The following is a 24,265-nucleotide window of genomic DNA, read 5'->3' as shown; positions in this document are numbered from 1 at the left end:
AATCCCACAAAATAACGTATACCCAACAATGGATTTCAAAATAGATCGCGACGGCAAGGGAGCGAATCCCCGGGAGCATAGATAACTATGTCATAGATAACTCTGTGACCTGGGTGAGTGAGTGCAACCAACAAAAAGGCGACTTGAAAAATAACGGGTATATAAACGGAGAACTTACCGTGCAGTACCAACGTTTATTGACAATGATATTTCTATATATTATCAGCATAAATTTTGCTATCGCGGGCGTCGTCATTGGCGGAACCCGCATTATCTATATCAGTGACAAAAAAGAAGCATCCATTTCTATACACAACCCAGAAAAAGATGCACCTTATCTGATCCAGTCCTGGATTCAAGATGAAAACGATAATACGAAAACCCCCTTTATTGTTACCCCGCCGATTTTTAAGCTCACAGCAGGTAATGAAAATATCCTGCGCATTGTCAAAACAGGAACTAACCTACCTGACGATCGGGAATCACTTTTTTGGCTCAATGTGAAATCTATTCCTGCCTCGGTAAAATCAGATCAAAATCAATTACAGATTACAGTTAAATCAAAGTTTAAATTATTTTACCGTCCTGTAAATTTAGTGGAAAAGTCAAGTATCGCCCACAAACAGCTAAAATTTCGATCAGAAAATAATATATTAGTTGCAGAAAACCCTACCCCTTACTTTATTTCATTATCGCACCTTAAGGCTGATCAACATGAAATAAAACCGGCAGGAATGATTAAACCTTTTAGTCAACTGAATTGGCACTTACCTGTAAAGAACATAAAGCAAGTTAGTTGGAAAGCGATTAATGATTTTGGTGGTGTAACTGCCGAAGAAAAAACAAGCATTTAACAAAGTAGTTACATTAATGTATTCTATGCTAGAAAATTAATTATGGAAAAGTACTCACGGCATAAAATTAATAAAAATCCATATCATATTGAACACCCGTGGTGCTTATTACCTCTATTTATGACAATTGGAGCGCTTTTTCACTCTACTAACGTTTATTCTGAAGATTATTTCAATATTCATGCCTTAGAAACAGGTACTGATTCCCCCGAAGATATTGATCTCTCTATTTTCACACAAGATGACTACCCTCCAGGTACTTACTGGGTAGATATTTATCTTAACAAAGATAAAGTCCATACCCGAAACGTGACCTTTGTCATGATAAATAACAAATTGCTGCCTAAACTGACAATTCAACAATTACAGGATATGGGAGTAAAAATAGATACATTTCCAGAATTAGTCAGTTTACCGCCAGAAACAGAGCTGTCTGATTTGGGACAATATATTCTATCAGCAAGTACAGCTTTTAATTTTAGTCAGCAAAGGCTGGATATCAGTATTCCCCAAGCGGCGTTAAACAATCAGGCAAGAGGTTATGTTTCACCTGAACGATGGCAGCAAGGATTAACTTCATTGTTAATTAATTACAGTTATAGTGGATCAAATAGCTGGCAAGACAACAAATCTGGCTCTAAACAAACCAACTATCTGAATCTCCGAACAGGTGCTAATTGGCAAGCATGGCGCTTACGTAATTATTCCACCTATACCAGCCGTAATAAGAGCTGGAAAAGTATTAACACCTATTTACAACGGGATATTCATTCACTGAAAGGACAATTAACCTTAGGTGACAGCTTTACATCCTCCCATATTTTTGAAGGTAACCAATTTCGTGGTCTACAGCTAGCTTCTGACGATAATATGTTACCAGACAGCTTAAAAGGGTTTGCTCCTACTGTCCGTGGAATTGCGCAAAGCCATGCGCAAGTTACGATCAGGCAAAATGGTTATATCATTTATCAGGCTTATGTCGCACCTGGCCCATTTATCATTAATGACCTTTTCTCAACCACATCAAGCGGAAATTTGGAAGTTATTATTAAAGAGGCAAATGGTCAGGAACGTCGATCTACCCAATCATTTTCGACTGTTCCCATCATGCTACGGGAAGGGGGAATTCAATATTCGGTGACGCTGGGTCAGTATCAATCATCAAATAACCGTGGAAGAGAACCTAATTTTACCCAAAGCACATTAATCTATGGTCTTTCCAATAATCTCACCACCTATGGCGGTACTATTTTATCAAAAGATTATCAATCAATTGCTTTGGGATCAGGCTATAATTTGGGTACATTAGGTTCTCTCTCTTTTGATATAACCCACGCAAATACTGATTTACAGTCAAATACCCGTACCGAAGGACAATCTTACCGTTTTCAATATGCAAAAGATCTTTCATTAACAGGGACTAATTTTACTCTGGCGGGTTATCGCTATTCAACACGTGGCTTTTATGATTTTAAAGAAGCCAATGATATAGATAATTCTAATAATAGTGACTGGCATTATCGCACCAATAAGAGAAGTAAGCTGCAATTGCACGTTAATCAGTCTCTGGGTAATTTAGGGAGTTTATATCTATCTGCTTTTCAGCAAAATTATTGGCAACAAAATGGCTATGAACGCAGTATCAATGCCGGCTATAGTATCAGTTATAACAACATCAATTACAGTCTGAATTATACTTACAACCAACTCCCCGATACGAATAAAAACGAGCAACTTTTTTCATTTAGCATACAGGTTCCATTAGATCGCTGGTTGAAAAATAGCTGGGCCTATTACAACCTGAATACAAATAAAAACAAAGATATTTCCCACCAAACAGGTTTAAGTGGTTCGGCACTTGAAGACAATAATTTAACCTATAGCTTGCAACAGAGTTACGCAAATCACGGCACCGGTGTTGGTGGTCATGCTCATGCAGAATATAAAGGATCTTATAGTCAGATTAGTGCCGGTTATAGTTATGACCGACATTCTCGCCAACTGAATTACGGACTTCAAGGCGGAATTGTTGCCCACCCATATGGCATCACTCTTTCACAACATTTAGGTGATACTTTAGCATTAGTCAGGACTGATGGTGCTAAAGGAATAAAGATCCATAATAATGTGGGTATTACGACCGATTGGAACGGCCTCGCGATTATTCCTTATGTTAGCAGCTACCGAAAAAACCGCATTGCACTGGATACCCATTCATTAGCTGATAATGTCGATATTGATGTTAATGCCCAAACGGTTATTCCTACTCAAGGTGCTTTAGTTCTGGCTAATTTCCAAACCAGAATAGGTCATAGGGTTCTGATAAACCTATATTATCAAAGTAATCCTATTCCTTTTGGAGCGATTGTTACGTTAGAAAAACGCCATGAAATTGATGAAACAAACAGTGCAATTGTCAGTCATGAAGGACAGGTTTACCTCACTGGTTTACCCGATAGTGGACGATTATTGGTTAAGTGGGGTTATCAGGATATTCAGGAATGTAGTGTCAATTACAAGTTACCAGAAAAAAAACCTCTATCTGGCATCTATATAATAGAAGCTCACTGTGAATAACGACTTTCAGGAAAATATGATGCTTAATATTTACAATATAATTAAACATTTACTAATGATCACTCATTTATTTATCGGTTTAACAATGAGTTCTTATATTTCTGCCGCTAGCTGCCAGTTTGACAAAGAATTTAAACCGGAAATTACTAATCTGTCTTTTGGTACCTTATATGTACCAAGAGATCACGCTATTGGTACAACCATTTATGAATATCGTGCTGATGAATTAGCCAATAAGGGCAATATCTTCTATTGCGATACAAGTGTTAAAACATCATGGGGATATACATCCTATAAAAGCGCCGACTACAATAAGGACGCTATTTACGAATCCGGTGTTCCTGGTGTTGGTATAAGAATAAATACTTGGGGTCCCGGTTATGGTTTGGACTGGTTACCCCGTATTGTTCACGACCCTATAAGCTGTGACAATTCAGCCCATTGGTATTGTGGTAATACATGGGGATATCTGACAATTCAACTGATAAAAATAGCACCAACAACCGGCTCTGGCTTTGTTAAAAACGGTCAGTTAATTCAGGCACGAATAAATGATAACATCGTTCATACCTACCGCTTGGGAAATACCCGGATTATGACTAAAAGCTGTTCGCTGAAAGATACCAATATTATTGTTCCTATGGGCGATATCAAAAAAAGCGATTTTTCTGGTGTTAACAGTACCGCAGGAGGAAAAGATTTTGAGGTTATTTTAGATTGCGATGATGATGTTAATATTCAATTCATGCTTGATGGAAAGCAAGCAAAGAATAACTTATATCATGTCTGGGCACTCGATCAGGATAATAACCAGACAACAGCTTCCGGTGTTGGTCTACAAATACTTCACAACAATCAACCCGTAATTATTCATTCACAAATCAATATCGGTAACAGCTATTCAGGTGGGAAATTATCTATTCCCTTACATGCTCGCTATTTCCAGATCGATCGCAATATAACTCCCGGACAAGCAAATGTGACCGCAACAATCACATTAACCTATCAATAATAAATTAATCTGCATCAGCTATAGGAGATTTAATTTCTTAGCTGGCGCACTGTTTGTGATTATTTTTTATCAAGATTAAGGGCAACAAACCTTAGCGTTTCATTAAGAAATTTGGTGAATACCATTATACTTTTTCGAGGTTTTCATTCGACTATAATTCAGGTTTATCTTACAACAATATTAGTTCTTAATTTATTGTTTTAAATAGCCATATTTACAAAAATATTATATTTTTTACATAATTATACTTTAAAAAATTTTATTACATTTAAATTAATCCCCTTGGTTCATATAAATTTTTAATGAGGATAAATATGACTTGGCAATATTCACAAGGCACTGGCGTATTGACACATAATGGCTCTTTTATCGCAAAAGGCTATAGCGGTCATGGCGCTGGGATAAATAATTCATCTATGCAGGACGTATACTTAACAGGCCCCATTCCATAAGGCCATTATAGAATTAATGGGTACAATAACCATAAAGGTCCATATACTGTAAAACTTGTTCCCATTTTAGGAACAAACACTTATGGGAGAGACGCTTTTAGAATCCACGGAGATAGGAACGATGATTCATACCATCAGGCTTCTGAGGGTTGTATCGTTATAAATGGTGCAGCATTGAGAAAAAGTATTGCTTCATCTAGCGATGATATATTGGTTGTAGTACCATGAAAAAATCACTTCCAATAATAGTTTTAACCCTTTTGACTTTTAATTCTTTTGCGGCTGAGTTAAAGAAACATAATCCATACCCTAATCTGACACCAGAGCAAGTTGCTGAAAAAGTAAATTCAATGGGAGCAAGGAAATTCGTAACATCGACCTCACCTAATACAGATGACAGCACATGGGATTACATTTTATCCCATATATCAAGTGGTGATCCTGAATGGTTGAAAATCGTTCCGATATTATCAACTGGGGTTGATGCAGGCTCAGCAGAAGATCTAACAATCGCTGTTGCAACAGCAATACCAAAGAATGCCTCTGTTGTTCTGTCTATCCTTAATAACGCCAACATTTCAATTAGCACTGATTCTGTATGTTCTCTGCCTTTTTATCAAGGAACGGAAGCTGAGTTGAATCAATATGTCGTTGACAGTATTCGTGCACTGTATAAAAACAAAGGCGGTGAAAAATGTTTACAAAAACTTATTTCTACCACTGGTAATTCAAAATCATTTTCTGAAGGAGATTAACGATGGCTATTCCTCTCTATATGTACATAAAAGACGATGGCGGATCAGATATGAAAGGTTCCGTTGATATCTATGGTAGAGAAGGCAGTATTGAGGTTTTAGGTCTTCATCATAGCGTCAGTATCGCCAATGATGATAATACGGGAAAATTGACTGGAACGAGGAAACACCTCCCATTTATGATTGAAAAAGAAGTCGATTCGTCATCACCCTATCTTTATAAGGCATTAACCACAGGGCAAACATTAAAATCAGCAGAGTTAAAATGGTATAAAATAAATGAACATGGGCAAGAAAGAGAGTACTTCAATACTTTCATGGAGAATGTAAAAGTGGTTAATATTGTTCCTGTTATGCTCGATATAAAGGACGCATCAAAAGAGAAATTCAATCATATGGAAATCGTTGAACTTCGCTATGAAAAAATCACTTGGAAGCATAATGATGGAAATATAATTCATGCCGATAGCTGGAATGAGACAATCTGAATAAGATCATAGAATATGGTCTTTCTATATTATTCCATTAATGACGACAATTTAATGATTATGCATTATCACTGATATGATAATACCCATTTCCTTGCATTGCCCTCTAACTATGGAATATTTAAGTAAATATAATAGACGATGAAGTGCTCCCTAATTTTTAAGCGTTCAACTTTCTGGGTTCACTTCAGTCTTAATCAGACAGATATAGAAAACCCGTGAGAGATAAGTTTATGAATGAAGATCTTTACTAATGATGTTAACTATATGGTGGCAAGATTTGGGAGATAAAGGTCTTGGGTCCCACTTAGATAACTCACTAACAGGCAAGTCTAAAGCACTCCAAGGAATAATACCATTAATCCCTATACCATATGGAGTTAATACATCTATGAACTGTTTTTTAATAACGTCGTAAATACGGACATCACCCAACTTAATAATACCAGAAGCCCACAAAGAACCACCCGCTAAACTCTGAATATTGTCGCAAATAATATGTCCATGTTTTAATAACAAGGTGTTATAAATCGAACGAGCCAAACCAGATCTCCGAAAATCTTCTGATATTTCAATGGCTCTTATTTGCTTGCCAGTTTTGGTTATTCCTTTATCGACAAAGTTAAAGTCATTATATGCAATTCTGCCAATCAGAGTGTCCTCTGATCCCTCATGCATATCAAGAGAAAGCAATTCATTAATAATCCGCTCAGAGCTATACCCGCATTCTTTTAAGTGTTCGGCATATTCAGAATAGAAATTAGAGGTCGAACACCCCACATAAACTATTTCTGAATAGTAATGATATTCACTCCCGATAAGGGCGTACTCTGTAATTTTCAACAAATCATCTTCCAGTGATAAATGATGAAATTCGTCAATAATATTCTCTGAAACACAACTTGGCTTTCTGCTCAAATCCTTTGAATATGAACTAATAAGATTGGGAGCCATCGCTATCCCTGTAAGATTTAATGGACAGTCGTTAGTTTGAAATTATCAATAAAATTCTTAACAACGGATTCAATATGTTTCATGATAACATCAATATTGCCATTGTATTCTGGATATTGATTCTCAGGAGAAACAAGATATTTCACTCTTTCCCTTCTGACAACTAATTCGGCGAATGGGACCACATAGAAATTATCACTCTTATTATCATCTTTAAGAGTTACTATGAATAACTGCTTATTAACATCTTGTCGTTCACTGAGACGGAGAACAAAAAAGAATTTATTTGTATTAAAATCTTTAAAAGAGTCAATAACTTCTGTTGAGTGGCTAATAGTCTGTATAGATCTGGTGTGTTCAGTTCTCATTATAGCCTCCTAACATTACATTATGAAATTCAAGCGAATAGATGATTAGCAGTTATCAAACTGATGTCACTTAACATGATATAAATTTATATCACATAATATGATAATAGTTCGATCGCTCCCCTAGTTCAACAAATTTAACAACCAGCATGGTGTTCTACTGTTCTGTAAAGCCACCTCTAAAAGAGGTGGCCTCGCTCTGTTTATAAAAAACGACCTCGCCGAAACCATGAACAGTTTCCGGCCTTTCTTCTCATCAAGAAGCAATTTGCTCCATTGCTTGCAAAATTCTCTTATCAGAAACTGGATATAGTGTACCCAGTTGCTGGGCAAACAAACTAACCCGTAATTCTTCTATCATCCAACGAATTTCTTGTACCTCAGGTAGCTGTTTCTGTTGCAACGATAATTTCGCTAGCCATTGCTGCCATTGTTGCTGAACATTCTCAATACGTCCCATTTGTGTCCGGTCCCGATGTGGGTCAACGGCCAATTTTTCCAAACGACGCTCAATACCATGCAAATAACGCAAAACATCGGGCAAACGTTTCCAGCCATTAGCGGTAACAAATCCTCTGAAAACCAAACCAGAAATCTGTGCTTTGATATCAGACAACGCTAACGCCAGTGAGATATCGACCCGGCCTTTAAGACGTTTGTTAATAGCAAAAACGGTAGTGAGTATCTGTTCTACCTGCTTAGCAATTTCCACAACCGTATCATTTAGCTCAGCCCGAACCTTATCCTGTAACTGAATAAAAGCCTGCTCATTCCAAACCAGACCTCCATGCCCTGCTATCAATTTATCAACACCACAGGCAATACAATCGTCGATTAAATCCAGCACTTTGCCATAAGGATTAAAATAGAGACCCAATTTGGATTTGTTAGGTAATTTCTCATGTAAGTATTTTATTGGTGAAGGAATATTTAGCAATAGCAGACGACGAGTGCCTTCCCACATAGCAATCTGTTGTTCAAGTTCAGTTTCAAACAACTTAATACCAATACTCTCTTTTTCATCCACCAATGCTGGAAATGCTTTGACGGAATAACCCCCACGCTTTTGCTCATACCGTTCCGATAATTCACCGAAGCTCCAAATATGCAACCCACTCTGTTCAATACCATCATCAGCAACGGCTGAAAGTGTCTCCTGAACTTTGTCTTTCAATCGTAATTTCAACGCAGATAAATCTTTGCCTTCAGCAATAGTTCGGTTCTTCTCACCTACAATTCGGAACGTCATTTTAAGGTGATCGGGGACTTGTCCTAACTGCCAATCATCACGTGACACTGTCACACCCGTCATGCGCCGTAATTCTTTCTCAAGACTATCCAGTAAGGTAGATTGTGGCTGAGATACTCGTTCCATAAATGCCTGAGCATAGTTTGGCGCAGGTACAAAATTACGACGAACCGGTTTCGGCAATGATTTAATCAAAGCAACGACGAGATCGTAACGAATACCTGGGATTTGCCAATCAAATCCGTCATCTTTAATCTGATTCAGCACTGGCAGCGGAATATGAACTGTCACGCCATCGGCTTCCGTACCCGGTTCAAACTGGTAGCTTAACCGTAATTTCAGTGCATCCTGATACCAGTAATTAGGATAATCCAATGCGCTGATTTTATCTGCATCACCTTTGATCAACATATTTTTTTCAAAGCTGAGCAGCTCTGGCTGTTCTTTCCCTGTCTTCTGCCACCAGCGATCAAAATGGCGGGCAGAAACTACATTCTGAGGTATACGTTGATCATAGAAGCTGAACAAGGTTTCATCATCCACCAGAATGTCGCGACGGCGGGATTTATGTTCCAACGCTTCAATCTCTTCACGTAATTTCAGATTCGAGCGGAAAAATGCGTGCCGAGTTTGCCAATCACCTTCCACCAGCGCATGGCGAATAAACAATTCACGGCAGAGCATTGGGTCAATTTTACTGTAATTAACCTGACGGCTAGCCACAATTGGCAGGCCATATAAAGTGACTTTTTCCTTAGCCATTACCGCGCCCTGAGATTTTTGCCAGTGCGGTTCGCTGTAATGATATTTCACCAAATGTACCGCTAACGGTTCAACCCACTCAGGCTCCACTCTGGCAGCAATACGCCCCCACAAGCGGCTAGTTTCAACCAGTTCCGCCACCATTGCCCATTTAGGCGGTTTTTTAAATAAACCGGAGCCAGGGAAAATAGAAAAACGAGCATTACGTGCGCCGGTATATTCCTGTTTATCTGTATCTTTCTGGCCGATATGCGATAACAACCCGGAGAGTAACGAAACATGAATACTGCGGTAATCTGCATCCTGGCTATTTACTGGTAAACCAATTTCTTTCACTACTTGCCGTAACTGGGTATATATATCCTGCCATTCTCTGACTCTCAGATAGTTAAGATAATCCTGACGGCACAATTTACGAAATTGCGCAGAAGATAGCTCCTTTTGCTGCTCTTTCAGAAAATCCCATAATTTCAGGAATGCGATAAAATCGGAGTCTTTATCAGCAAATCGACGATGTTTCTCATCGGAAGGCTGCTGTTTCTCCAGTGGCCTTTCTCTTGGATCTTGAATAGACAACGCAGCTGTAATGACCATCACTTCACGCACACAACCATGATTGCGCGCTTCCAGTACCATACGCGCCAATCGAGGATCAACGGGAAGCTGAGCCAATTGGCGCCCTATTACAGTAAGACGGTAATTACCCTGAACAGTTGCTTTCTGATCAATAGCACCAAGCTCTTCCAGCAGCCGGATACCATCCTGAATGTTACGTTTATCAGGAGGTTGCACAAACGGAAACGCGCTGACATCCCCAAGACCAATTGAAGTCATTTGTAGAATGACCGATGCCAGATTAGTACGCAGGATTTCTGGATCAGTAAATTCTGGCCGTGAAAGGAAATCATCTTCTGAATACAAGCGGATACAAATCCCATCAGATACACGCCCGCAGCGCCCTTTCCGTTGATTCGCCGATGCCTGAGAGATTGGCTCTATCGGCAATCTCTGGACTTTCGTCCGATAACTGTAACGACTGATACGCGCATAACCAGTATCAATCACATACTTAATTCCCGGTACCGTCAAAGACGTCTCTGCCACGTTAGTTGCCAATACAATTCTCCGGCCAGCATGTGACTGAAAAATCCGGTTCTGATCACTGTTAGAAAGACGCGCAAACAACGGCAATACTTCGGTATGACGCAAATTCAGTTTATTCAAAGCATCAGCGGTATCGCGAATTTCCCGTTCACCACTCATAAAGATCAGGATATCCCCAGCCCCTTCATGACTCAACTCATCAACAGCATCAATAATTGCTTCAAGCTGATCCCGTTCTCCATCATTATCATCCCCCATAACAGGCCGATAACGCACTTCTACCGGATAGGTTCGACCAGAAACTTCAATAATCGGTGCATGATTAAAATGGCGAGAAAAACGTTCAGGATCGATAGTCGCTGAAGTGATGATGACTTTCAAATCAGGACGTTTTGGCAGTAACTGACGTAAATAGCCCAGAATAAAATCAATATTCAGGCTACGTTCATGCGCTTCATCAATAATCAGAGTGTCATACTGTTTAAGCCATTTGTCATTTTGCAGTTCCGCCAGCAAAATACCATCCGTCATCAGCTTAACCAATGTATTATCGCCTACATGGTCACTGAAACGAACTTTATAACCCACAGCCGAACCTACTGAGGTTTCTAATTCTTCCGCCAGACGGTTAGCAACAGCACGAGCCGCCAACCGTCGAGGTTGAGTATGGCCAATCAATCCTTTTATTCCCCTACCCAGTTCAAGACAGATTTTCGGGATCTGCGTTGTTTTACCTGAACCGGTTTCCCCAGCGATAATCACAACCTGATGGTCACGAATGGCCTTATAAATATCATCTTTCTTCTGGCTGACAGGCAGGTTTTCTGGATATTTGATTGTTGGACAGACAGCCTGACGATTAATGATTTTCTGAAATTCTTTCACCTTACATTGGTCCTTTGATTTCTTATTTTGCTGATTAGCCAGTGTTTATTGATAGCTCAGTTTTTATTGGCAACATAGCTCTTATTGGCAATATAGTAGCACATCCTAATTTATTGGAGATAATTTCAGCGAGTACTCCTGCGAATGGGTATTGGTACGGGTAAAGTTATTCAATAAATTTGAATTCTAATCTCTAAATATTGATCTGTTACCAGAAAGTAATAACTCATAGAATGACGGTGTCGTGATTAACAAGTGAACTATCAAAAGTTAATTTAAGGAATAAAAATGAGTAAAGTTCTGGTTCTGAAATCCAGCATTATGGCGCAACATTCACACACTAACCAAATGGCAGATTTCTTTATTGAAAAATGGCAAGCTAACCACGCTGATGACCATATCACAGTACGCGATTTGGCAGCACAACCTGTCCCTATTCTGGATAACGAACTGGTTCATGCATTACGTCCAACGGGTAATGAAATGACTGCTCGTCAGAAAGAAACTCTGGCGTTATCTGACGAATTCATTGCTGAATTGCAGGATCATGACGTCATTGTTATGACCGCGCCTATGTACAACTTTAACATTCCAACCCAACTGAAAAGCTATTTTGACCTGATAGCCCGAGCGGGTGTGACTTTCCGTTATACCGAGAATGGCCCTGAAGGTTTGATAAAAGGCAAACGTGTAATTGTTCTAACCAGTCGCGGGGGTATTCATAAAGACGGCCCTAGTGATCTGTTAGTACCTTATCTAAGTCTGTTTCTGGGTTTCCTTGGTCTCACTGATATAGAATTTGTGTTTGTTGAAGGTGTCGGATTAAGTCCTGATACCGCAAATCAAGCGCAACAGGCTGCCCGTGAAACTCTGGAAAAAATAGCGACCAGGTAGTCATTTTTATTCATCATTCACACGTGACTTTATTATTTTGCGCGCTACCTAGCGCGCTTTTATTTCTTTAGCCATTGACCATTAATACCCTGTACATACTCTCCAGGCTCTGCTCTATTTACCCGTTTTTCACCTGCCAGTTTAACGACTTGCTCCGCAGAAATGTTATTACTGGCAGCAACCTCAGCGTATTTTCTCTCACGAGCCTGATTTATTTTTATCACCAAAGCCTGTGCCTGAACATCTGTTTTCACTATAGCCAAATAACCATTGAAAGTTTCACCTACCAGCCCCTTCTGCTTTGCCTCATTCAGAAGCAAAAGAACTGAACAATACGCCAGTCAACAACAATATGCCCGCCCATCTCTTTTTCATATGCCAAGCTCTTGGAATAAACCCACATTATTCTTAAGCATCTCTTCAACCTGTCTGTCTATCTTTACATGAATTTCATGCTCAATTTTGACATTCATATTAATTGGCTTCTCAGGTGTTACCACTTCAAGGCGTACACAACCTGACATTATTCCATATTTTAGCAGACACACCTCAAACTAAGACATTGATTAATAAGAAAATTATGTTGAACATATAGGGAGAAACGAGCAATACATCTATAGAGTTAATTAATTTATCGGTTTATTTAACCCTTTACGTCAGCAATAATTTAAGCCCTAAACAATTTATTAGCTACTTAAATTATAGCGGAGATAATTCCATGAAATTAGTCGTTTACAGTACCAAACAGTATGACCATAAACATCTGGAGCTGGTTAATCAAAAACTCGGGTTTGATTATGATTTCGAGTTTTTCGATTTTCCTCTCAGTGCACAAACCGCTAAAAACGCTATTGGTGCAGATGCTGTTTGTATTTTCGTTAACGATAATGCTGACCGTGAAGTACTCAAAGAATTGGCTGAAATGAATGTAAAAATCCTCGCATTGCGTTGTGCAGGTTTTAATAATGTTGACCTAGATGCAGCTGAAGAGCTGGGTATTCAGGTTGTACGGGTGCCAGCCTATTCTCCCGAAGCAGTTGCCGAACATGCCATTGGGTTAATCCTGTGCTTAAACCGCCGTATTCACCGAGCTTATCAACGCACCCGTGACGCCAATTTTTCTCTCGAAGGCTTAATTGGTTTCAATATGCATAACCGCACAGCGGGAATTATCGGAACCGGTAAAATTGGTGTCGCAACTCTACGTATTCTAAAAGGGTTTGGTATGCGCCTGTTGGCTTATGATCCATACCCCAATCAAGCTGTTTTGGATCTCGGTGCTGAATATGTCGATCTGGATACGCTATATGCACAATCCGATGTGATATCTCTTCATTGCCCGTTGACATCAGAAAACTATCATCTGCTGAATGAACTTGCCTTCAGTAAAATGAAAAACGGCGTAATGATCGTCAACACCAGCCGCGGAGCCCTAATTGATTCCGTTGCTGCTATCAACGCATTAAAACAACAAAAAATTGGCTCTCTAGGTATGGACGTTTATGAAAATGAACGCGACCTCTTCTTTGAAGACAAATCTAATGACGTGATTCAGGATGATATTTTTCGTCGCTTGTCTTCATGTCATAACGTGCTGTTTACCGGTCATCAGGCATTTTTAACAGAAGAAGCACTGACCAGTATCAGTGAAACTACGCTGAGAAATATCCAGCAATTAATCAACGGGGAAAATTGCCCGAATATTGTTAGTAAGTACCCTTAAAATAATATATTAGGAGATAAATATGAAAAAAATACTACCTTTGGCAACAGCAACTTTATTGCTCGCCACATTTCAAGCCTCAGCGGTAGAAAACGTGTCGGTCGGTGATTTACAGCATCACAGATTTGTCCTGGTAAGTGTTAATGGCGAAAGTGCGAAAAATCAAGATGGTCGCGTACCAACCATTGAATTCGGTGAAAAAATGCATGTTTCTGGTTCTATGTGTAATCTCTTTATGGGCCAAGGCAAACTGAAAAATAGTGTATTGACCGTTAAAGATTTGGCCAGCACTCAGATGCTTTGCGCTGATGATAAATTGAACAAATGGGATTACCTGATTGGTAAGGTATTGGCTGATGGCGTTAAAGTCACACTAAAAAATCAAAAACTGACACTATCCCACGATAATAATACGCTGGTTTATAAATTAAAGGATTATGTTCAGTAATTAGAAAAATAAGTTATATGGCTAGCATTAAACGTTTTTAGGATTAGGATTTTCGGGATTAACCTGGATAACACTTTCTTTATTAAAACGTTTTTTGTTTCAGGTGCCGGAAAACATTCTCCGGCACCGCCAGAAATGAGTATCTAAATTATACCATATTCATTTTTGAATATATTAAACCAAGATCGACAAAAATAGATATAGATAATACAGCTTATTTTTAACTTATTTCCACCAATTTACATAAATAATTCTATACTTTTTTAATTTAATAAATAGTTTACTAACTAAATACAAGGAAATAATCCATGTCCGATATTACACTTACTGATATCCAATTTATCGACCTAATGAACGAAATGCGTCAACACGCAAAACGTATATTAGATAATCCTAACATTAAACCATTTGCACCATCGACACCTGAACTCCAGGAATATGCAAATATACTTGAGGAACAATATGAAAATATAAATATTACCGAAAATAAGGAAATAGATGGTATTGTTAATGAATTGAAAGATTCAGTGAAATCTGGTGCTAATTCAATAACAAAAGTTTCTAAGACAAGTGTAACTGACAGCACCCAGAAATATCAAAACGCGATTATCTCTGATCCAGATAATGCAGACCAAGACTGGATCGATAATATGAATAAATCTCGCCAAAGAACCAAAGACGAGAATAACAGACAAATTGATTCAAGTTACGATAAAGCGATTAAATTTGGCTTACAATACCCGGAAGCCAGAGCGGCAATACAAAGCTTTATGGAAAAAACTAGCACATTTTTTTCCAACCTGTTTGGTAGAATTTCCAGCTTTATTCTTGAGGCGGCCCGGCAACTCACTGAATGGCTAAGTAAAGCATGGGAATCAATTAAATCTTTCTTCGAGAGAATTAGTTCTTGGGTTTCCAGTGCTTTCTAATTAATCTTTCTAATTAATTGATAATGGTTCGAGTTAGTTCGAACCATTATATACCCTTCATCCTTCAAATTGCTGCTTTGTTGGCCGCGTTCACTTACCCCAGTCACATAGTTATCTATGCTCCTGGGGATGCGCTCTCTTGCCGCCGCGCTGCAAATTGAAATCTATTGGGTAGATTAACCACAGATATAACATAGTACAATTAATTACTTATCAGGTAATTTGATCTTGGAAATAATCGCTAATCTATCCATATAATACTCTGCATCACCCCATAGCCAACTCTGCTCTTTACCAACATCATCCTCAGTTAGGATATTTCTCAATTCACAAGTCATAACATCATAACCGTAAACATAGAGCCCAAACTGTAATGCTTCATACATTCGAGCTTGCCAAAAAGAGATATCATCTATTATTTGGTTGACGTTTGAAGCAACTACATCATATGTTTTAATTAGATAGTGGAAAAAGATTTTAGCTGCTAAATCACTTAACGCCGCTTTATGTTTTGGTTTTTTCGTTCGCCACACAAGCGTTTGCGACGCAGGACTGCAATTAAGCACCAAATCATTCATCACAATGACTTTGTTGTAATAAACAACTTCTTTTGCATCGTCACTCAGCAACGCTAATTCAAAGTGAGGCTCATCTATATCCAAATCTAACCTGCTATCAACCCTGACCAATCGGTAGCCCGGTGGAAGAATGAGCTCATTCACATCCTGCACAATATCAGTACCAGAGGAATCAAAAATACTATAAAGAGCACAGTTGAGCTCTGGCTCATTTAACCAACTGAAATCATTGGTAATTTTTTCTATGTTTTCCGAATATCTTGGCATATTTTATGCTTCCTCTAATAAACCACAGGTTTAATTACCTAACGGTAATAGTATAGATGCAATTATATACAATCAACCTTTAGTTAATTTCGATAGATACACCCCTTGGATAACTAGCTCTGGAGCAAGATCCCAAACAGCTCCACGGGGAAACATAGAAAAATAATTTATTAAATTACAGTCAATTAAATCATTATTCTGGCTTATTAATGATATGGTCTTCCCATTCCACAACATCAATTTCCCGTACTGCAATATGCCTGACAGAAATCCTTTCGCTATGCATTGCTGATTTAGAACCTCTAATCAGTGGATGCCAAGGTAACAAAGACTTTCCTTCTTCAAGCAAACGATATGCACAAGTCATTGGCAACCATTCAAAAGTTGGCAAATTGTAACGAGTCAGTTTGATACAGTCCGGCTCATATCTAAAACGGTCTTCATAATTTTTACACTGACAGGTTTTTATATTGAGCTGATTACAGGCAACGTTAGTGAAATAAATCTCATCGGTATCATCATCCATCAACTTATGCAGACAACACTGTCCACATCCATCACATAATGATTCCCATTCTTCATCCGTCATCTGATCCAGAGTTTTTACCTGCCAGAAAGGCTGAGACATAACTTCTACTATTCCTTATATTATTCAAATCACTCTTGTGGTGAGTGAATTATCATTCAGGGTAACCTTCAACGTATCACCGGATTCCAGTGATCCAACACCTTCCGGTGTACCAGTGAGAATCACATCTCCTGGCCGCAAAGTGAAAAAGTGCGACATATAGCTGATCAGAGGAATGATAGGGGTCAACATATCGTTGGTATTACCATTCTGCCGCAGTTCATCATTAACTGTCAGTGAAAGCTGAGCATTTTGTGGATCACCAAAACTACCCATCCGAATAAAGCCAGATATCGGGCAAGAACCATCAAACGCTTTACTTTTTTCCCACGGCTGACCTATTTTCTTAAATTTAGACTGCAAATCACGCAAGGTAAGATCCAATGCGACAGCAAAACCAGCAATCGCTATACCAACACGCTCCTCATTTGCTTGTTTCAACTGTGTACCAATCAGCACAGCCAGTTCAACTTCATGATGAACAACACCAAAATCTTTTGGAATTGCAATTGGCTGATGTATATCACACAGCGCAGTTTCCGGTTTAATAAAAATGACCGGCTCTTCCGGCGGTTGAAAACCCATCTCTTTAATATGTTTGGCGTAATTACTGCCAACGCAAACAACTTTATTGACTGGAAGATCCAGTAATGCGCCCTGCCAGTCTCTGTGCTGATACATACCCATTTCTCACTCTGTCTGGTTTGTCAGGTACCTCTGATTATAGCATTTGTTACACTACATCATCAGGAATAACGAGTCTGCGGCATTCAGAGGAAATTTATCCTCTATATTGATTGCTCGATGGCCCAACCGGTACAACTCTACGTTATTTTCCCTTGAAACACCGTACCCGTTAATATTGAAGTGGTTAATAAAACCACAATGACGGTCAATTTCACCCATCAAATCCTCAGATTTTCCTTATTTTTCCATCTGGTTCAAATGTTGATTCATTAAGTTTTCGACCGGAGGTGGGATTTGCAGGTAAAAACCCTGTTCAATTAACGATATTTTTACTTTTTCTATATCAGCACCTGCCAGTTTTTTCCTGTCTGCTAGGGAAATCATCATTACATATTGAGGCCGACCAAAGCTTTTCAGTAACTCCTCAGGAACACGAGAGAAATTATCTCTTTTTTCAACATAAAGATATGTTTGCTCCCGCTTCGGGCTTCTGTAAATCACACAAATCATTATAATAAACTCTTTTAAATTAAGGCTGCGACTTGCTTGAATAATTCAGTAATTATAACATGCTTATTGTATTTCAAAATATCGCATCCCAGATGTTGTTTCTGGGGATCTCAAATTTGCTGAATCTGAGTCAGGATAGATGTCACAGTCGCCAATTGAGCTAAAAGGCAGTAATTTTACACTTTCAGTCGTTCATCTATACAATGATCAACCTGAAATTATTCTACAGGCCCTACAGGGAAAGGTGGAACAAGCACCGGATTTCCTGAAAAATGCGCCTGTTGTCATTAATATCTCCGCTCTGCCGGCAGAAGCTGATCTAAAAGCTCTGCATCATGCTATTGATTCAGCAGGATTCCGTATTGTCGGAATTAGCGGTTGCCGTGATGAAAAGCAACGCCGGGCGGCAATAAAAGCATCCTTACCGCTGTTGAATGAAGGCAAAAAACAAAAAGTTCCGGTACAGGAAAATAAACCGGCAGAACCTACGGCTAAAAAAACTCGCATAATTAATTTACCTGTTCGTTCAGGCCAGAGAATTTATGCGCAAGGAAGTGATCTTATTGTCACTAGCAATGTGAGTGCCGGTGCAGAATTGATTGCGGACGGCAATATTCATATCTATGGCATGATGCGAGGCCGAGCATTAGCCGGTGCATCCGGTGATCAGGAATGCCTGGTTTTTTGCACTCATTTAAACGCCGAGTTAGTCTCTATCGCAGGACAATATTGGCTCGGCGATAAAATCCCAACTGAATTAGCAGGAAAAGCCGCAAAACTTAGCCTGATAAATAATGAATTAACTATCGAACCTTTAATCTAGCCCTTTTAATAAGGAATTACTTCATGGCACGCATTATTGTTGTTACATCAGGTAAAGGTGGCGTTGGCAAAACCACTTCAAGCGCGGCCATTGCTACTGGCCTTGCTCAAAGAGGTAAAAAAACCGTTGTTATCGATTTTGATATCGGTCTACGTAACCTCGATCTCATTATGGGATGTGAACGTCGCGTGGTTTATGACTTCGTAAACGTTATTCAAGGTGACGTCTCACTTAATCAAGCATTAATCAAGGATAAACGTACCGAAAATCTTTATATCTTACCTGCATCACAAACCCGCGATAAAGATGCTCTCACTTCTGAAAGGGTCGAGCAAGTTCTGCTCGATCTGGATAAACAAGGTTTTGATTTTATTATCTGTGATTCTCCAGCCGGAATTGAAAGTGGTGCATTAATAGCACTCTATTTTGCTGATGAAGCCATTATCACAACTAACCCTGAAGTCTCTTCAGTGCGTGATTCAGACCGCATTCTGGGCATTTTAGCCTCTAAATCACGACGCGCTGAACGCGGTGAAGATCCAATTAAAGAGCATCTACTCCTAACCCGTTATAATCCAGGGCGTGTAAGCCGTGGTGATATGCTCAGTATGGAAGACGTTCTGGAAATTTTATGCATTCCTTTAATTGGTGTGATTCCTGAAGATCAATCTGTGTTGCGTTCATCCAACCAAGGAGAGCCTGTTATTTTAGATACGGAATCCGATGCAGGAAAAGCGTATGCAGATACTGTTGAACGTTTATTGGGCGAAGAGCGTCCTTTTCGTTTCATTGAAGAAGAGAAAAAAGGCTTCTTAAAACGCCTGTTTGGGGGGTAAAACATGGCCTTACTAGATTTTTTTCTGTCGAGGAAAAAGCCGACAGCCAACATCGCTAAAGAGCGACTGCAAATCATTGTGGCGGAACGACGCCGCGGTGATTCTGAACCAGCCTATCTGCCTGACATGAAACGGGATATTCTGGCTGTAATATGTAAATATATACAAGTAGATCCTGAAATGCTCTCAGTGCAATTTGAGCAGAAAGGTGATGACATCTCCGTACTGGAGTTGAATATAACATTACCTGAAACAGAAGAAGCTCAGAAATAACGTGGGTAAACAAGGTTGTTTTATCATTATAGCCAAGATAGCCAAGTCGATTATGTGACAGCCTGAGATGGGGTAACTCTAAATGAGAACCCCACCCACGTGCTTTAGCCTGATATCGAGCAGGCTAAAGCAACTGCTCTCATCTGATGCGTGTTAATTAGGATAATTCGACAGAATCTCTGCGACGGGTTCTGCCAACCATTCTCCTCGCCACCCACTGAGCAATTCAGGTTTGCCATTTAATCGCTTCAACTTCCAGTGAGCACTGAGTAACTGATTAATCTGACGACGAGACGCCAGTAATTCTGAATTAAATTTATGCCATTCACTTATCTGACTGATCAGTGCCTTAATATCCTTAAACGCTTGGCGATAACCAGGTTGATCAATCAAGTTTGTCACTGGTGGAGGACACTCGCTTTCTGGAATCTTTTCACTTTCAACCACCATTGCCAACAAGCGACGCCCATGACAACGAATCTCCTGCCCACTTAACCCCAATGCATCCAACTCCGCCAAAGAGGTTGGCATATAACGCGCTACCTGCCACAGATTTTCTTCACGAATAACAAAATTCACAGCCAAATTACGCTCTCTGGCCTGATTCAAACGCCATGCCGCCAGCTTTTTCAAACACGCAAGCTGCTGGGGACGTAATTGACAGATATTACCTATCTGTTTATAAGCACATTCCGGGGCTAATATTTCCCTGCGACGTTGACTGATAAGCTCACATTCCCCAATCGCTGCCTCCATATATCCGGCTTGCGTTGTTGCAGTCATCAAAATATCAGCCAAAGGCAGCAGATAATAAACATCCGCTGCCGCATATTCGCACTGCTTTTCACTTAACGGACGAGCAAGCCAGTCAGTACGAGATTCGCTTTTATCCAGTTCGACATGGATATATTCAGCCACTAATGCGGCAAAACCACATGAAAGAGGATGCCCGATAAAAGCGGCAAGGACTTGAGTATCTACCATCGGCTCCGGTAAACATTGAAAAGCATTCAGAAAGACTTCCAAATCTTCACTACCCGCGTGCAGAAACTTCAATATCTGAGGATTGGTAATTAATTCACGAAAAGGTTGCCAGTTGGTGATATTAAGTGGATCTATCAGAGACAGTTGCTCGCCATCATACAGTTGTATCAAACCTAATTGTGGGTAATACGTCCGTGTGCGTACAAATTCAGTATCCAATGCTATTTTTGAGTGTTCTTTCGCTCTTTCGCAGACTTGTTGCAACTGAGCATCTGTGGTGATCAACTGATAATTCAAAACATAGTTCTCTTAGCCATTATGGAGTAAGCACGACAACGCCGGTTTTATCCGGCGTTGTCGTGCTCATAAGTATTATGAAAAGGATCAAGCTACAATCGCATTCCTTACTTTTTCCTCTTCACCTCGTAGTTCCCTCCGAAGAATTTTACCCACATTAGATTTAGGTAATTCATCCCGGAACTCAATGATCTTAGGTACTTTATACCCAGTCAAATAACGACGACAATGCGTTTTAAGCTCATCCTCGGTCAATCCAGGCTCTCTGCGAACCACAAACACTTTGACGGTTTCACCTGAGCTTTCACTTGGTACGCCTATTGCTGCTGACTCTAGCACTTTCGGGTGAGCTGATACAACATCTTCAACTTCATTAGGATATACATTAAAACCAGAAACCAAAATCATATCTTTTTTACGATCTACGATATGAATAAAACCTTGCTCATTAATATTCGCAATATCACCCGTCGCGACCCAACCATCTTTCAATACCTCTTCTGTCGCATCAGGACGATTCCAATAACCCACCATAACTTGTGGGCCACGGACCCACAGCTCCCCCTGTTGGCCTATTGGAACCTCATTACCATCATCATCGGTAAGTTTGATTTCCGTTGAAGACACTGGAAAACCTATACTACCCGTGTAATTTTTCATGTTGTAAGGATTACAGGAAACTAGTGGTGAACACTCTGTCAAACCATAGCCCTCAAGAAGAGTCCTTCCAGTCACTTCAGCCCACTTCTCAGCCACTGTTTTCTGAACTGGCATACCACCACCAACAACAAGACGCAATTCGGAAAAATCAAGCTTCTTAAATTCTTCGTTATTCAACCAGGCGTTAAATAACGTATTCACTCCAGTCACTGCAGTAAATGGATAACGACCCAATTCTTTAGCTGTCCCTGAAATATCACGCGGGTTAGTAATCAGAAGATTACATCCACCCACGTAAATAAGTAGCAAACAGTTCACCATTAACGCGAATATATGATAAAGCGGCAACGCAGTAACTATTAGCTCCTGACCTACACGCAGTAATGGTGAATAAACTGCTTTTGCCTGTTCAAGATTCGCTAGCATGTTACGGTGACTCAGCATTGCCCCTTTAGCAACGCCAGTAGTGCCGCCAGTGTATTGCAAGAAAGCCAAATCATCACCGTTAATATCCGGCTTCACATATTGCATGCGATAACCTTTGTGTATCGCACAACGAAATGAGATAGCATCAGGCAGGTGATACTTCGGTACCAGTCGTTTGATATATTTCACAGCAAAATCAACCAATGTACCTTTAGGACGAGCTAGCTGATCACCCATACGAGTCAAAATAACATGTTTAACTCTGGTATTAAAAACGACCTTTTCCAGTGTATGAGCAAAGTTAGAAACGATCACAATGGCTGAAGCACCACTGTCATTAAGCTGATGTTCAAGCTCACGTGGCGTATACAACGGGTTGACGTTTACAGCAATCAAACCTGCGCGCAAAGCACCAAACAGAGCAACAGGATATTGCAACAAGTTTGGCATCATCAGTGCAATACGATCCCCTTTGCTTAATCCCAAACCATTTTGTAAATAAGCGGCAAACGCCCGGCTACGCTCTTCTAACTTACGGAAGGTCATAACCTCACCCATATTTATATACGCAGGTTGATCTGCATAGTGCGCAACGGCATTTTCAAACATCTCAACCAATGATGCATAACGATCCGGATCAATTTCCATAGGGATATCTGCCGGATAATGCTTTAGCCAGACTTTCTCCAAGGTAGTACTCCTGAAATTTTATAATTGCTATGTTATCACTCGCCTAATAAATAACGCACGCCTTGTTTTAACAAATTATTAACTCAGCGTACCAGTTTAAAAAAGAAACATTGTTCAGGTTGAGATATACATCACTAATTTAATGTTAACTCTTCATACAGAAAACGAAGAGAACTGTGCCGTCTGTAAATTATTTTTAATTATCAGTATATTATTGCCATGGTTAACATTTAACTTTGTAGCTATTGATTATACATTGACCGATACATTTTCACTTAAGATAGCATTTTTAGAATAGTATTTATTGCTTTCATCTATTCCAATACATTATTAAAAAACCAAAACTAATAAAACATGATTATGAACAACATAACGATCAGAATGGCGAGCTATGAAGATGGTGTTACCATCAGCGATATATACCTGTTATCTTTCAAGTTGCCTCTTTGTTGGCTGCACTCACTCACCCCAGTCACAGAGTTATCTATGCTCCTGGGGATTCGCTCCCTTGCCGTCGCGATGCATCTTGAAATCTATTGGGTATAGAACGACAAGCGGCTTCCCTTTTTCCAGATGAACTACTGCCGAAAACACTCTGTAGTCAAACCTTGCCTGTACATGAAATTGAATCAGCAGTTCAAGAACAACGACTTTGGGTAGCAGAAAGTGATCAAAAACGGGTCGGATTCGCGCTAATCCGCTTTTCAAATCAATTAACTCTGTTAGCTGAGATTGATGTACTACCTGAATATAATGGCAAGGGCATTGCCAGTGCCCTTCTTAATTCAATCATCGAAAAATTAAAGCAGCACGACAAAACGGCACTTTATCTCACAACTTTCCGCGATTTTATGCCAAGCCGCAGATTATATGATAAATTTGGTTTTGTAGTACTAGGATCGGGTGATATTCCTGATGAATTACGGAAAACTTTGGCTAAGGAAGCAACCGCTGGCTTGGGTACAAGGATTGCAATGAAGTTAACGATAATACCCCCAAAAATAGCGATCGAGTAGGAGGCGGGATCACTCCCGCCGTCCTCTCACACCACCGTACATGCGGTTCCGCATACGGCGGTTCATGTTAACGCTGGAACTGCCGTTGCTGTTCCACCAGTGATATTAAGCCATGCCCTCTGAACCACGCTGTCTT

Annotated in this window: 25 protein-coding genes and 1 pseudogene; 14 read left to right on the top strand and 12 right to left on the bottom strand. The window is 39.7% G+C overall.

Features of this window, described 5'->3' with window-relative positions; genetic code table 11:
* The first annotated feature begins 104 nt into the window (after positions 1-104).
* The 6 genes from EAE89_RS07805 (at position 105) to tssD (ending at position 6,138) form a co-directional block, all read left to right on the top strand.
* On the top strand, positions 105-854 hold the full coding sequence (locus EAE89_RS07805) for a fimbrial biogenesis chaperone (protein WP_422615507.1): 750 nt from the start codon (positions 105-107) through the stop codon (positions 852-854).
* A 42-nt stretch (positions 855-896) separates the two neighbouring features.
* Positions 897-3,431: a fimbria/pilus outer membrane usher protein gene (locus EAE89_RS07800; protein ID WP_214085645.1), complete on the top strand. Its 2,535-nt coding sequence runs from the start codon at positions 897-899 to the stop codon at positions 3,429-3,431.
* An 85-nt stretch (positions 3,432-3,516) separates the two neighbouring features.
* Positions 3,517-4,443 carry a fimbrial protein gene (locus tag EAE89_RS07795; RefSeq protein ID WP_244866281.1) on the top strand — a complete coding sequence of 309 codons (927 nt, stop codon included), beginning with the start codon at positions 3,517-3,519 and terminating at the stop codon, positions 4,441-4,443.
* Positions 4,444-4,757: 314 nt separating this feature from the next.
* On the top strand, positions 4,758-4,895 hold the full coding sequence (locus tag EAE89_RS23525) for a hypothetical protein (RefSeq protein WP_244866279.1): 138 nt from the start codon (positions 4,758-4,760) through the stop codon (positions 4,893-4,895).
* A gap of 224 nt (positions 4,896-5,119) precedes the next feature.
* On the top strand, positions 5,120-5,650 hold the full coding sequence (locus EAE89_RS07785) for a hypothetical protein (RefSeq protein ID WP_214085643.1): 531 nt from the start codon (positions 5,120-5,122) through the stop codon (positions 5,648-5,650).
* Positions 5,651-5,652: 2 nt separating this feature from the next.
* Positions 5,653-6,138, top strand: coding sequence for a type VI secretion system tube protein TssD (tssD, locus tag EAE89_RS07780; protein WP_214085642.1), 486 nt, complete (start codon positions 5,653-5,655; stop codon positions 6,136-6,138).
* 231 nt (positions 6,139-6,369) lie between these two features.
* On the opposite strand, the gene EAE89_RS07775 is transcribed toward tssD, so the two are convergent.
* The 3 genes and pseudogenes from EAE89_RS07775 to hrpA form a co-directional block, all read right to left on the bottom strand.
* On the bottom strand, positions 6,370-7,092 hold the full coding sequence (locus tag EAE89_RS07775; RefSeq protein WP_214085641.1) for a hypothetical protein: 723 nt from the start codon (positions 7,090-7,092) through the stop codon (positions 6,370-6,372).
* A 17-nt stretch (positions 7,093-7,109) separates the two neighbouring features.
* Positions 7,110-7,460: a hypothetical protein gene (locus tag EAE89_RS07770; RefSeq protein WP_054476545.1), complete on the bottom strand. Its 351-nt coding sequence runs from the start codon at positions 7,458-7,460 to the stop codon at positions 7,110-7,112.
* Positions 7,461-7,716: 256 nt separating this feature from the next.
* Positions 7,717-11,448, bottom strand: a pseudogene (hrpA, locus tag EAE89_RS07765) (ATP-dependent RNA helicase HrpA); the annotation flags it as partial.
* A 300-nt stretch (positions 11,449-11,748) separates the two neighbouring features.
* Here hrpA and EAE89_RS07760 point away from each other — a divergent pair.
* Positions 11,749-12,354, top strand: coding sequence for an FMN-dependent NADH-azoreductase (locus tag EAE89_RS07760; RefSeq protein WP_054476549.1), 606 nt, complete (start codon positions 11,749-11,751; stop codon positions 12,352-12,354).
* Between the two features lie 59 nt (positions 12,355-12,413).
* Here the strand turns inward: EAE89_RS07760 and EAE89_RS07755 are convergent, their stop codons facing one another.
* Together EAE89_RS07755 and EAE89_RS07750 are read right to left on the bottom strand one after the other, a co-directional pair.
* Positions 12,414-12,674, bottom strand: coding sequence for a YdbL family probable chaperone protein (locus EAE89_RS07755; protein ID WP_235525397.1), 261 nt, complete (start codon positions 12,672-12,674; stop codon positions 12,414-12,416).
* 51 nt (positions 12,675-12,725) lie between these two features.
* Entirely contained in the window at positions 12,726-12,878 is a 153-nt protein-coding gene (locus EAE89_RS07750; RefSeq protein WP_083451873.1) for a YnbE family lipoprotein, read from the bottom strand.
* 194 nt (positions 12,879-13,072) lie between these two features.
* Here EAE89_RS07750 and EAE89_RS07745 point away from each other — a divergent pair, with 194 nt between their 5' ends.
* The 3 genes from EAE89_RS07745 to EAE89_RS07735 all read left to right on the top strand — a co-directional run bounded on the left by EAE89_RS07745 (position 13,073) and on the right by EAE89_RS07735 (position 15,454).
* Entirely contained in the window at positions 13,073-14,077 is a 1,005-nt protein-coding gene (locus EAE89_RS07745; protein ID WP_172910481.1) for a 2-hydroxyacid dehydrogenase, read from the top strand.
* A gap of 22 nt (positions 14,078-14,099) precedes the next feature.
* Positions 14,100-14,525 carry a heat shock protein HslJ gene (gene hslJ, locus EAE89_RS07740; protein WP_172910482.1) on the top strand — a complete coding sequence of 142 codons (426 nt, stop codon included), beginning with the start codon at positions 14,100-14,102 and terminating at the stop codon, positions 14,523-14,525.
* A gap of 308 nt (positions 14,526-14,833) precedes the next feature.
* The gene (locus EAE89_RS07735; protein WP_054476556.1) at positions 14,834-15,454 is read left to right on the top strand and encodes a hypothetical protein; all 621 of its coding nucleotides are present in this window, start codon (positions 14,834-14,836) and stop codon (positions 15,452-15,454) included.
* Between the two features lie 206 nt (positions 15,455-15,660).
* Here EAE89_RS07735 and EAE89_RS07730 read toward each other — a convergent pair whose 3' ends face one another.
* The 5 genes from EAE89_RS07730 to EAE89_RS07710 all read right to left on the bottom strand — a co-directional run bounded on the left by EAE89_RS07730 (position 15,661) and on the right by EAE89_RS07710 (position 18,124).
* Positions 15,661-16,299, bottom strand: coding sequence for a hypothetical protein (locus tag EAE89_RS07730; RefSeq protein WP_054476558.1), 639 nt, complete (start codon positions 16,297-16,299; stop codon positions 15,661-15,663).
* A 193-nt stretch (positions 16,300-16,492) separates the two neighbouring features.
* Positions 16,493-16,927: a YcgN family cysteine cluster protein gene (locus EAE89_RS07725; RefSeq protein WP_054476560.1), complete on the bottom strand. Its 435-nt coding sequence runs from the start codon at positions 16,925-16,927 to the stop codon at positions 16,493-16,495.
* Between the two features lie 24 nt (positions 16,928-16,951).
* A complete protein-coding gene (locus tag EAE89_RS07720) occupies positions 16,952-17,608 on the bottom strand; it encodes a fumarylacetoacetate hydrolase family protein (protein WP_054476561.1) in 657 nt (218 codons plus the stop codon).
* Positions 17,609-17,665: 57 nt separating this feature from the next.
* Positions 17,666-17,833, bottom strand: a complete 168-nt coding sequence (locus tag EAE89_RS07715; RefSeq protein ID WP_172910485.1) for a hypothetical protein — start codon at positions 17,831-17,833, stop codon at positions 17,666-17,668.
* Between the two features lie 18 nt (positions 17,834-17,851).
* A complete protein-coding gene (locus EAE89_RS07710) occupies positions 17,852-18,124 on the bottom strand; it encodes a YcgL domain-containing protein (protein ID WP_214085640.1) in 273 nt (90 codons plus the stop codon).
* A 139-nt stretch (positions 18,125-18,263) separates the two neighbouring features.
* Here EAE89_RS07710 and minC point away from each other — a divergent pair, with 139 nt between their 5' ends.
* From minC to minE, 3 genes are read left to right on the top strand one after another with little or no spacing between them, the layout of a single operon-like run.
* A complete protein-coding gene (gene minC / locus EAE89_RS07705; RefSeq protein ID WP_172910487.1) occupies positions 18,264-18,947 on the top strand; it encodes a septum site-determining protein MinC in 684 nt (227 codons plus the stop codon).
* A gap of 23 nt (positions 18,948-18,970) precedes the next feature.
* Entirely contained in the window at positions 18,971-19,783 is an 813-nt protein-coding gene (minD, locus tag EAE89_RS07700) for a septum site-determining protein MinD (protein WP_054476567.1), read from the top strand.
* 3 nt (positions 19,784-19,786) lie between these two features.
* Positions 19,787-20,056 (top strand): cell division topological specificity factor MinE, encoded by a 270-nt coding sequence (gene minE / locus EAE89_RS07695; RefSeq protein WP_054476569.1) that lies wholly within the window; start codon positions 19,787-19,789, stop codon positions 20,054-20,056.
* Positions 20,057-20,209: 153 nt separating this feature from the next.
* Here the strand turns inward: minE and rnd are convergent, their stop codons facing one another.
* Complete coding sequence (rnd, locus tag EAE89_RS07690) at positions 20,210-21,337, bottom strand: ribonuclease D (RefSeq protein ID WP_054476571.1); 1,128 nt, start codon at positions 21,335-21,337, stop codon at positions 20,210-20,212.
* A gap of 87 nt (positions 21,338-21,424) precedes the next feature.
* A complete protein-coding gene (gene fadD / locus EAE89_RS07685; protein WP_214085639.1) occupies positions 21,425-23,113 on the bottom strand; it encodes a long-chain-fatty-acid--CoA ligase FadD in 1,689 nt (562 codons plus the stop codon).
* A gap of 536 nt (positions 23,114-23,649) precedes the next feature.
* On the opposite strand from fadD, the gene EAE89_RS07680 reads away from it, so the two are divergent.
* A complete protein-coding gene (locus EAE89_RS07680) occupies positions 23,650-24,129 on the top strand; it encodes a GNAT family N-acetyltransferase (protein ID WP_214085638.1) in 480 nt (159 codons plus the stop codon).
* Positions 24,130-24,265 lie beyond the last annotated feature (136 nt).

Source organism: Photorhabdus heterorhabditis, assembly GCF_018448905.1.
Lineage (GTDB): Bacteria > Pseudomonadota > Gammaproteobacteria > Enterobacterales > Enterobacteriaceae > Photorhabdus > Photorhabdus heterorhabditis.
Note: the sequence above shows the minus strand (reverse complement) of the source record. Positions and strands in the feature narration are given on the sequence as shown.

Coding starts and splice junctions, on each gene's coding strand:
- EAE89_RS07800 (WP_214085645.1), top strand. CDS start 897: ATGGAAAAGTACTCACGGCATAAAATTAATAAAAATCCATATCATATT.
- EAE89_RS07795 (WP_244866281.1), top strand. CDS start 3,517: ATGAGTTCTTATATTTCTGCCGCTAGCTGCCAGTTTGACAAAGAATTT.
- EAE89_RS23525 (WP_244866279.1), top strand. CDS start 4,758: ATGACTTGGCAATATTCACAAGGCACTGGCGTATTGACACATAATGGC.
- EAE89_RS07785 (WP_214085643.1), top strand. CDS start 5,120: ATGAAAAAATCACTTCCAATAATAGTTTTAACCCTTTTGACTTTTAAT.
- tssD (WP_214085642.1), top strand. CDS start 5,653: ATGGCTATTCCTCTCTATATGTACATAAAAGACGATGGCGGATCAGAT.
- EAE89_RS07775 (WP_214085641.1), bottom strand. CDS start 7,092: ATGGCTCCCAATCTTATTAGTTCATATTCAAAGGATTTGAGCAGAAAG.
- EAE89_RS07770 (WP_054476545.1), bottom strand. CDS start 7,460: ATGAGAACTGAACACACCAGATCTATACAGACTATTAGCCACTCAACA.
- EAE89_RS07760 (WP_054476549.1), top strand. CDS start 11,749: ATGAGTAAAGTTCTGGTTCTGAAATCCAGCATTATGGCGCAACATTCA.
- EAE89_RS07750 (WP_083451873.1), bottom strand. CDS start 12,878: ATGTCAGGTTGTGTACGCCTTGAAGTGGTAACACCTGAGAAGCCAATT.
- EAE89_RS07745 (WP_172910481.1), top strand. CDS start 13,073: ATGAAATTAGTCGTTTACAGTACCAAACAGTATGACCATAAACATCTG.
- hslJ (WP_172910482.1), top strand. CDS start 14,100: ATGAAAAAAATACTACCTTTGGCAACAGCAACTTTATTGCTCGCCACA.
- EAE89_RS07735 (WP_054476556.1), top strand. CDS start 14,834: ATGTCCGATATTACACTTACTGATATCCAATTTATCGACCTAATGAAC.
- EAE89_RS07730 (WP_054476558.1), bottom strand. CDS start 16,299: ATGCCAAGATATTCGGAAAACATAGAAAAAATTACCAATGATTTCAGT.
- EAE89_RS07725 (WP_054476560.1), bottom strand. CDS start 16,927: ATGTCTCAGCCTTTCTGGCAGGTAAAAACTCTGGATCAGATGACGGAT.
- EAE89_RS07720 (WP_054476561.1), bottom strand. CDS start 17,608: ATGTATCAGCACAGAGACTGGCAGGGCGCATTACTGGATCTTCCAGTC.
- EAE89_RS07715 (WP_172910485.1), bottom strand. CDS start 17,833: ATGGGTGAAATTGACCGTCATTGTGGTTTTATTAACCACTTCAATATT.
- EAE89_RS07710 (WP_214085640.1), bottom strand. CDS start 18,124: ATGATTTGTGTGATTTACAGAAGCCCGAAGCGGGAGCAAACATATCTT.
- minC (WP_172910487.1), top strand. CDS start 18,264: ATGTCACAGTCGCCAATTGAGCTAAAAGGCAGTAATTTTACACTTTCA.
- minD (WP_054476567.1), top strand. CDS start 18,971: ATGGCACGCATTATTGTTGTTACATCAGGTAAAGGTGGCGTTGGCAAA.
- minE (WP_054476569.1), top strand. CDS start 19,787: ATGGCCTTACTAGATTTTTTTCTGTCGAGGAAAAAGCCGACAGCCAAC.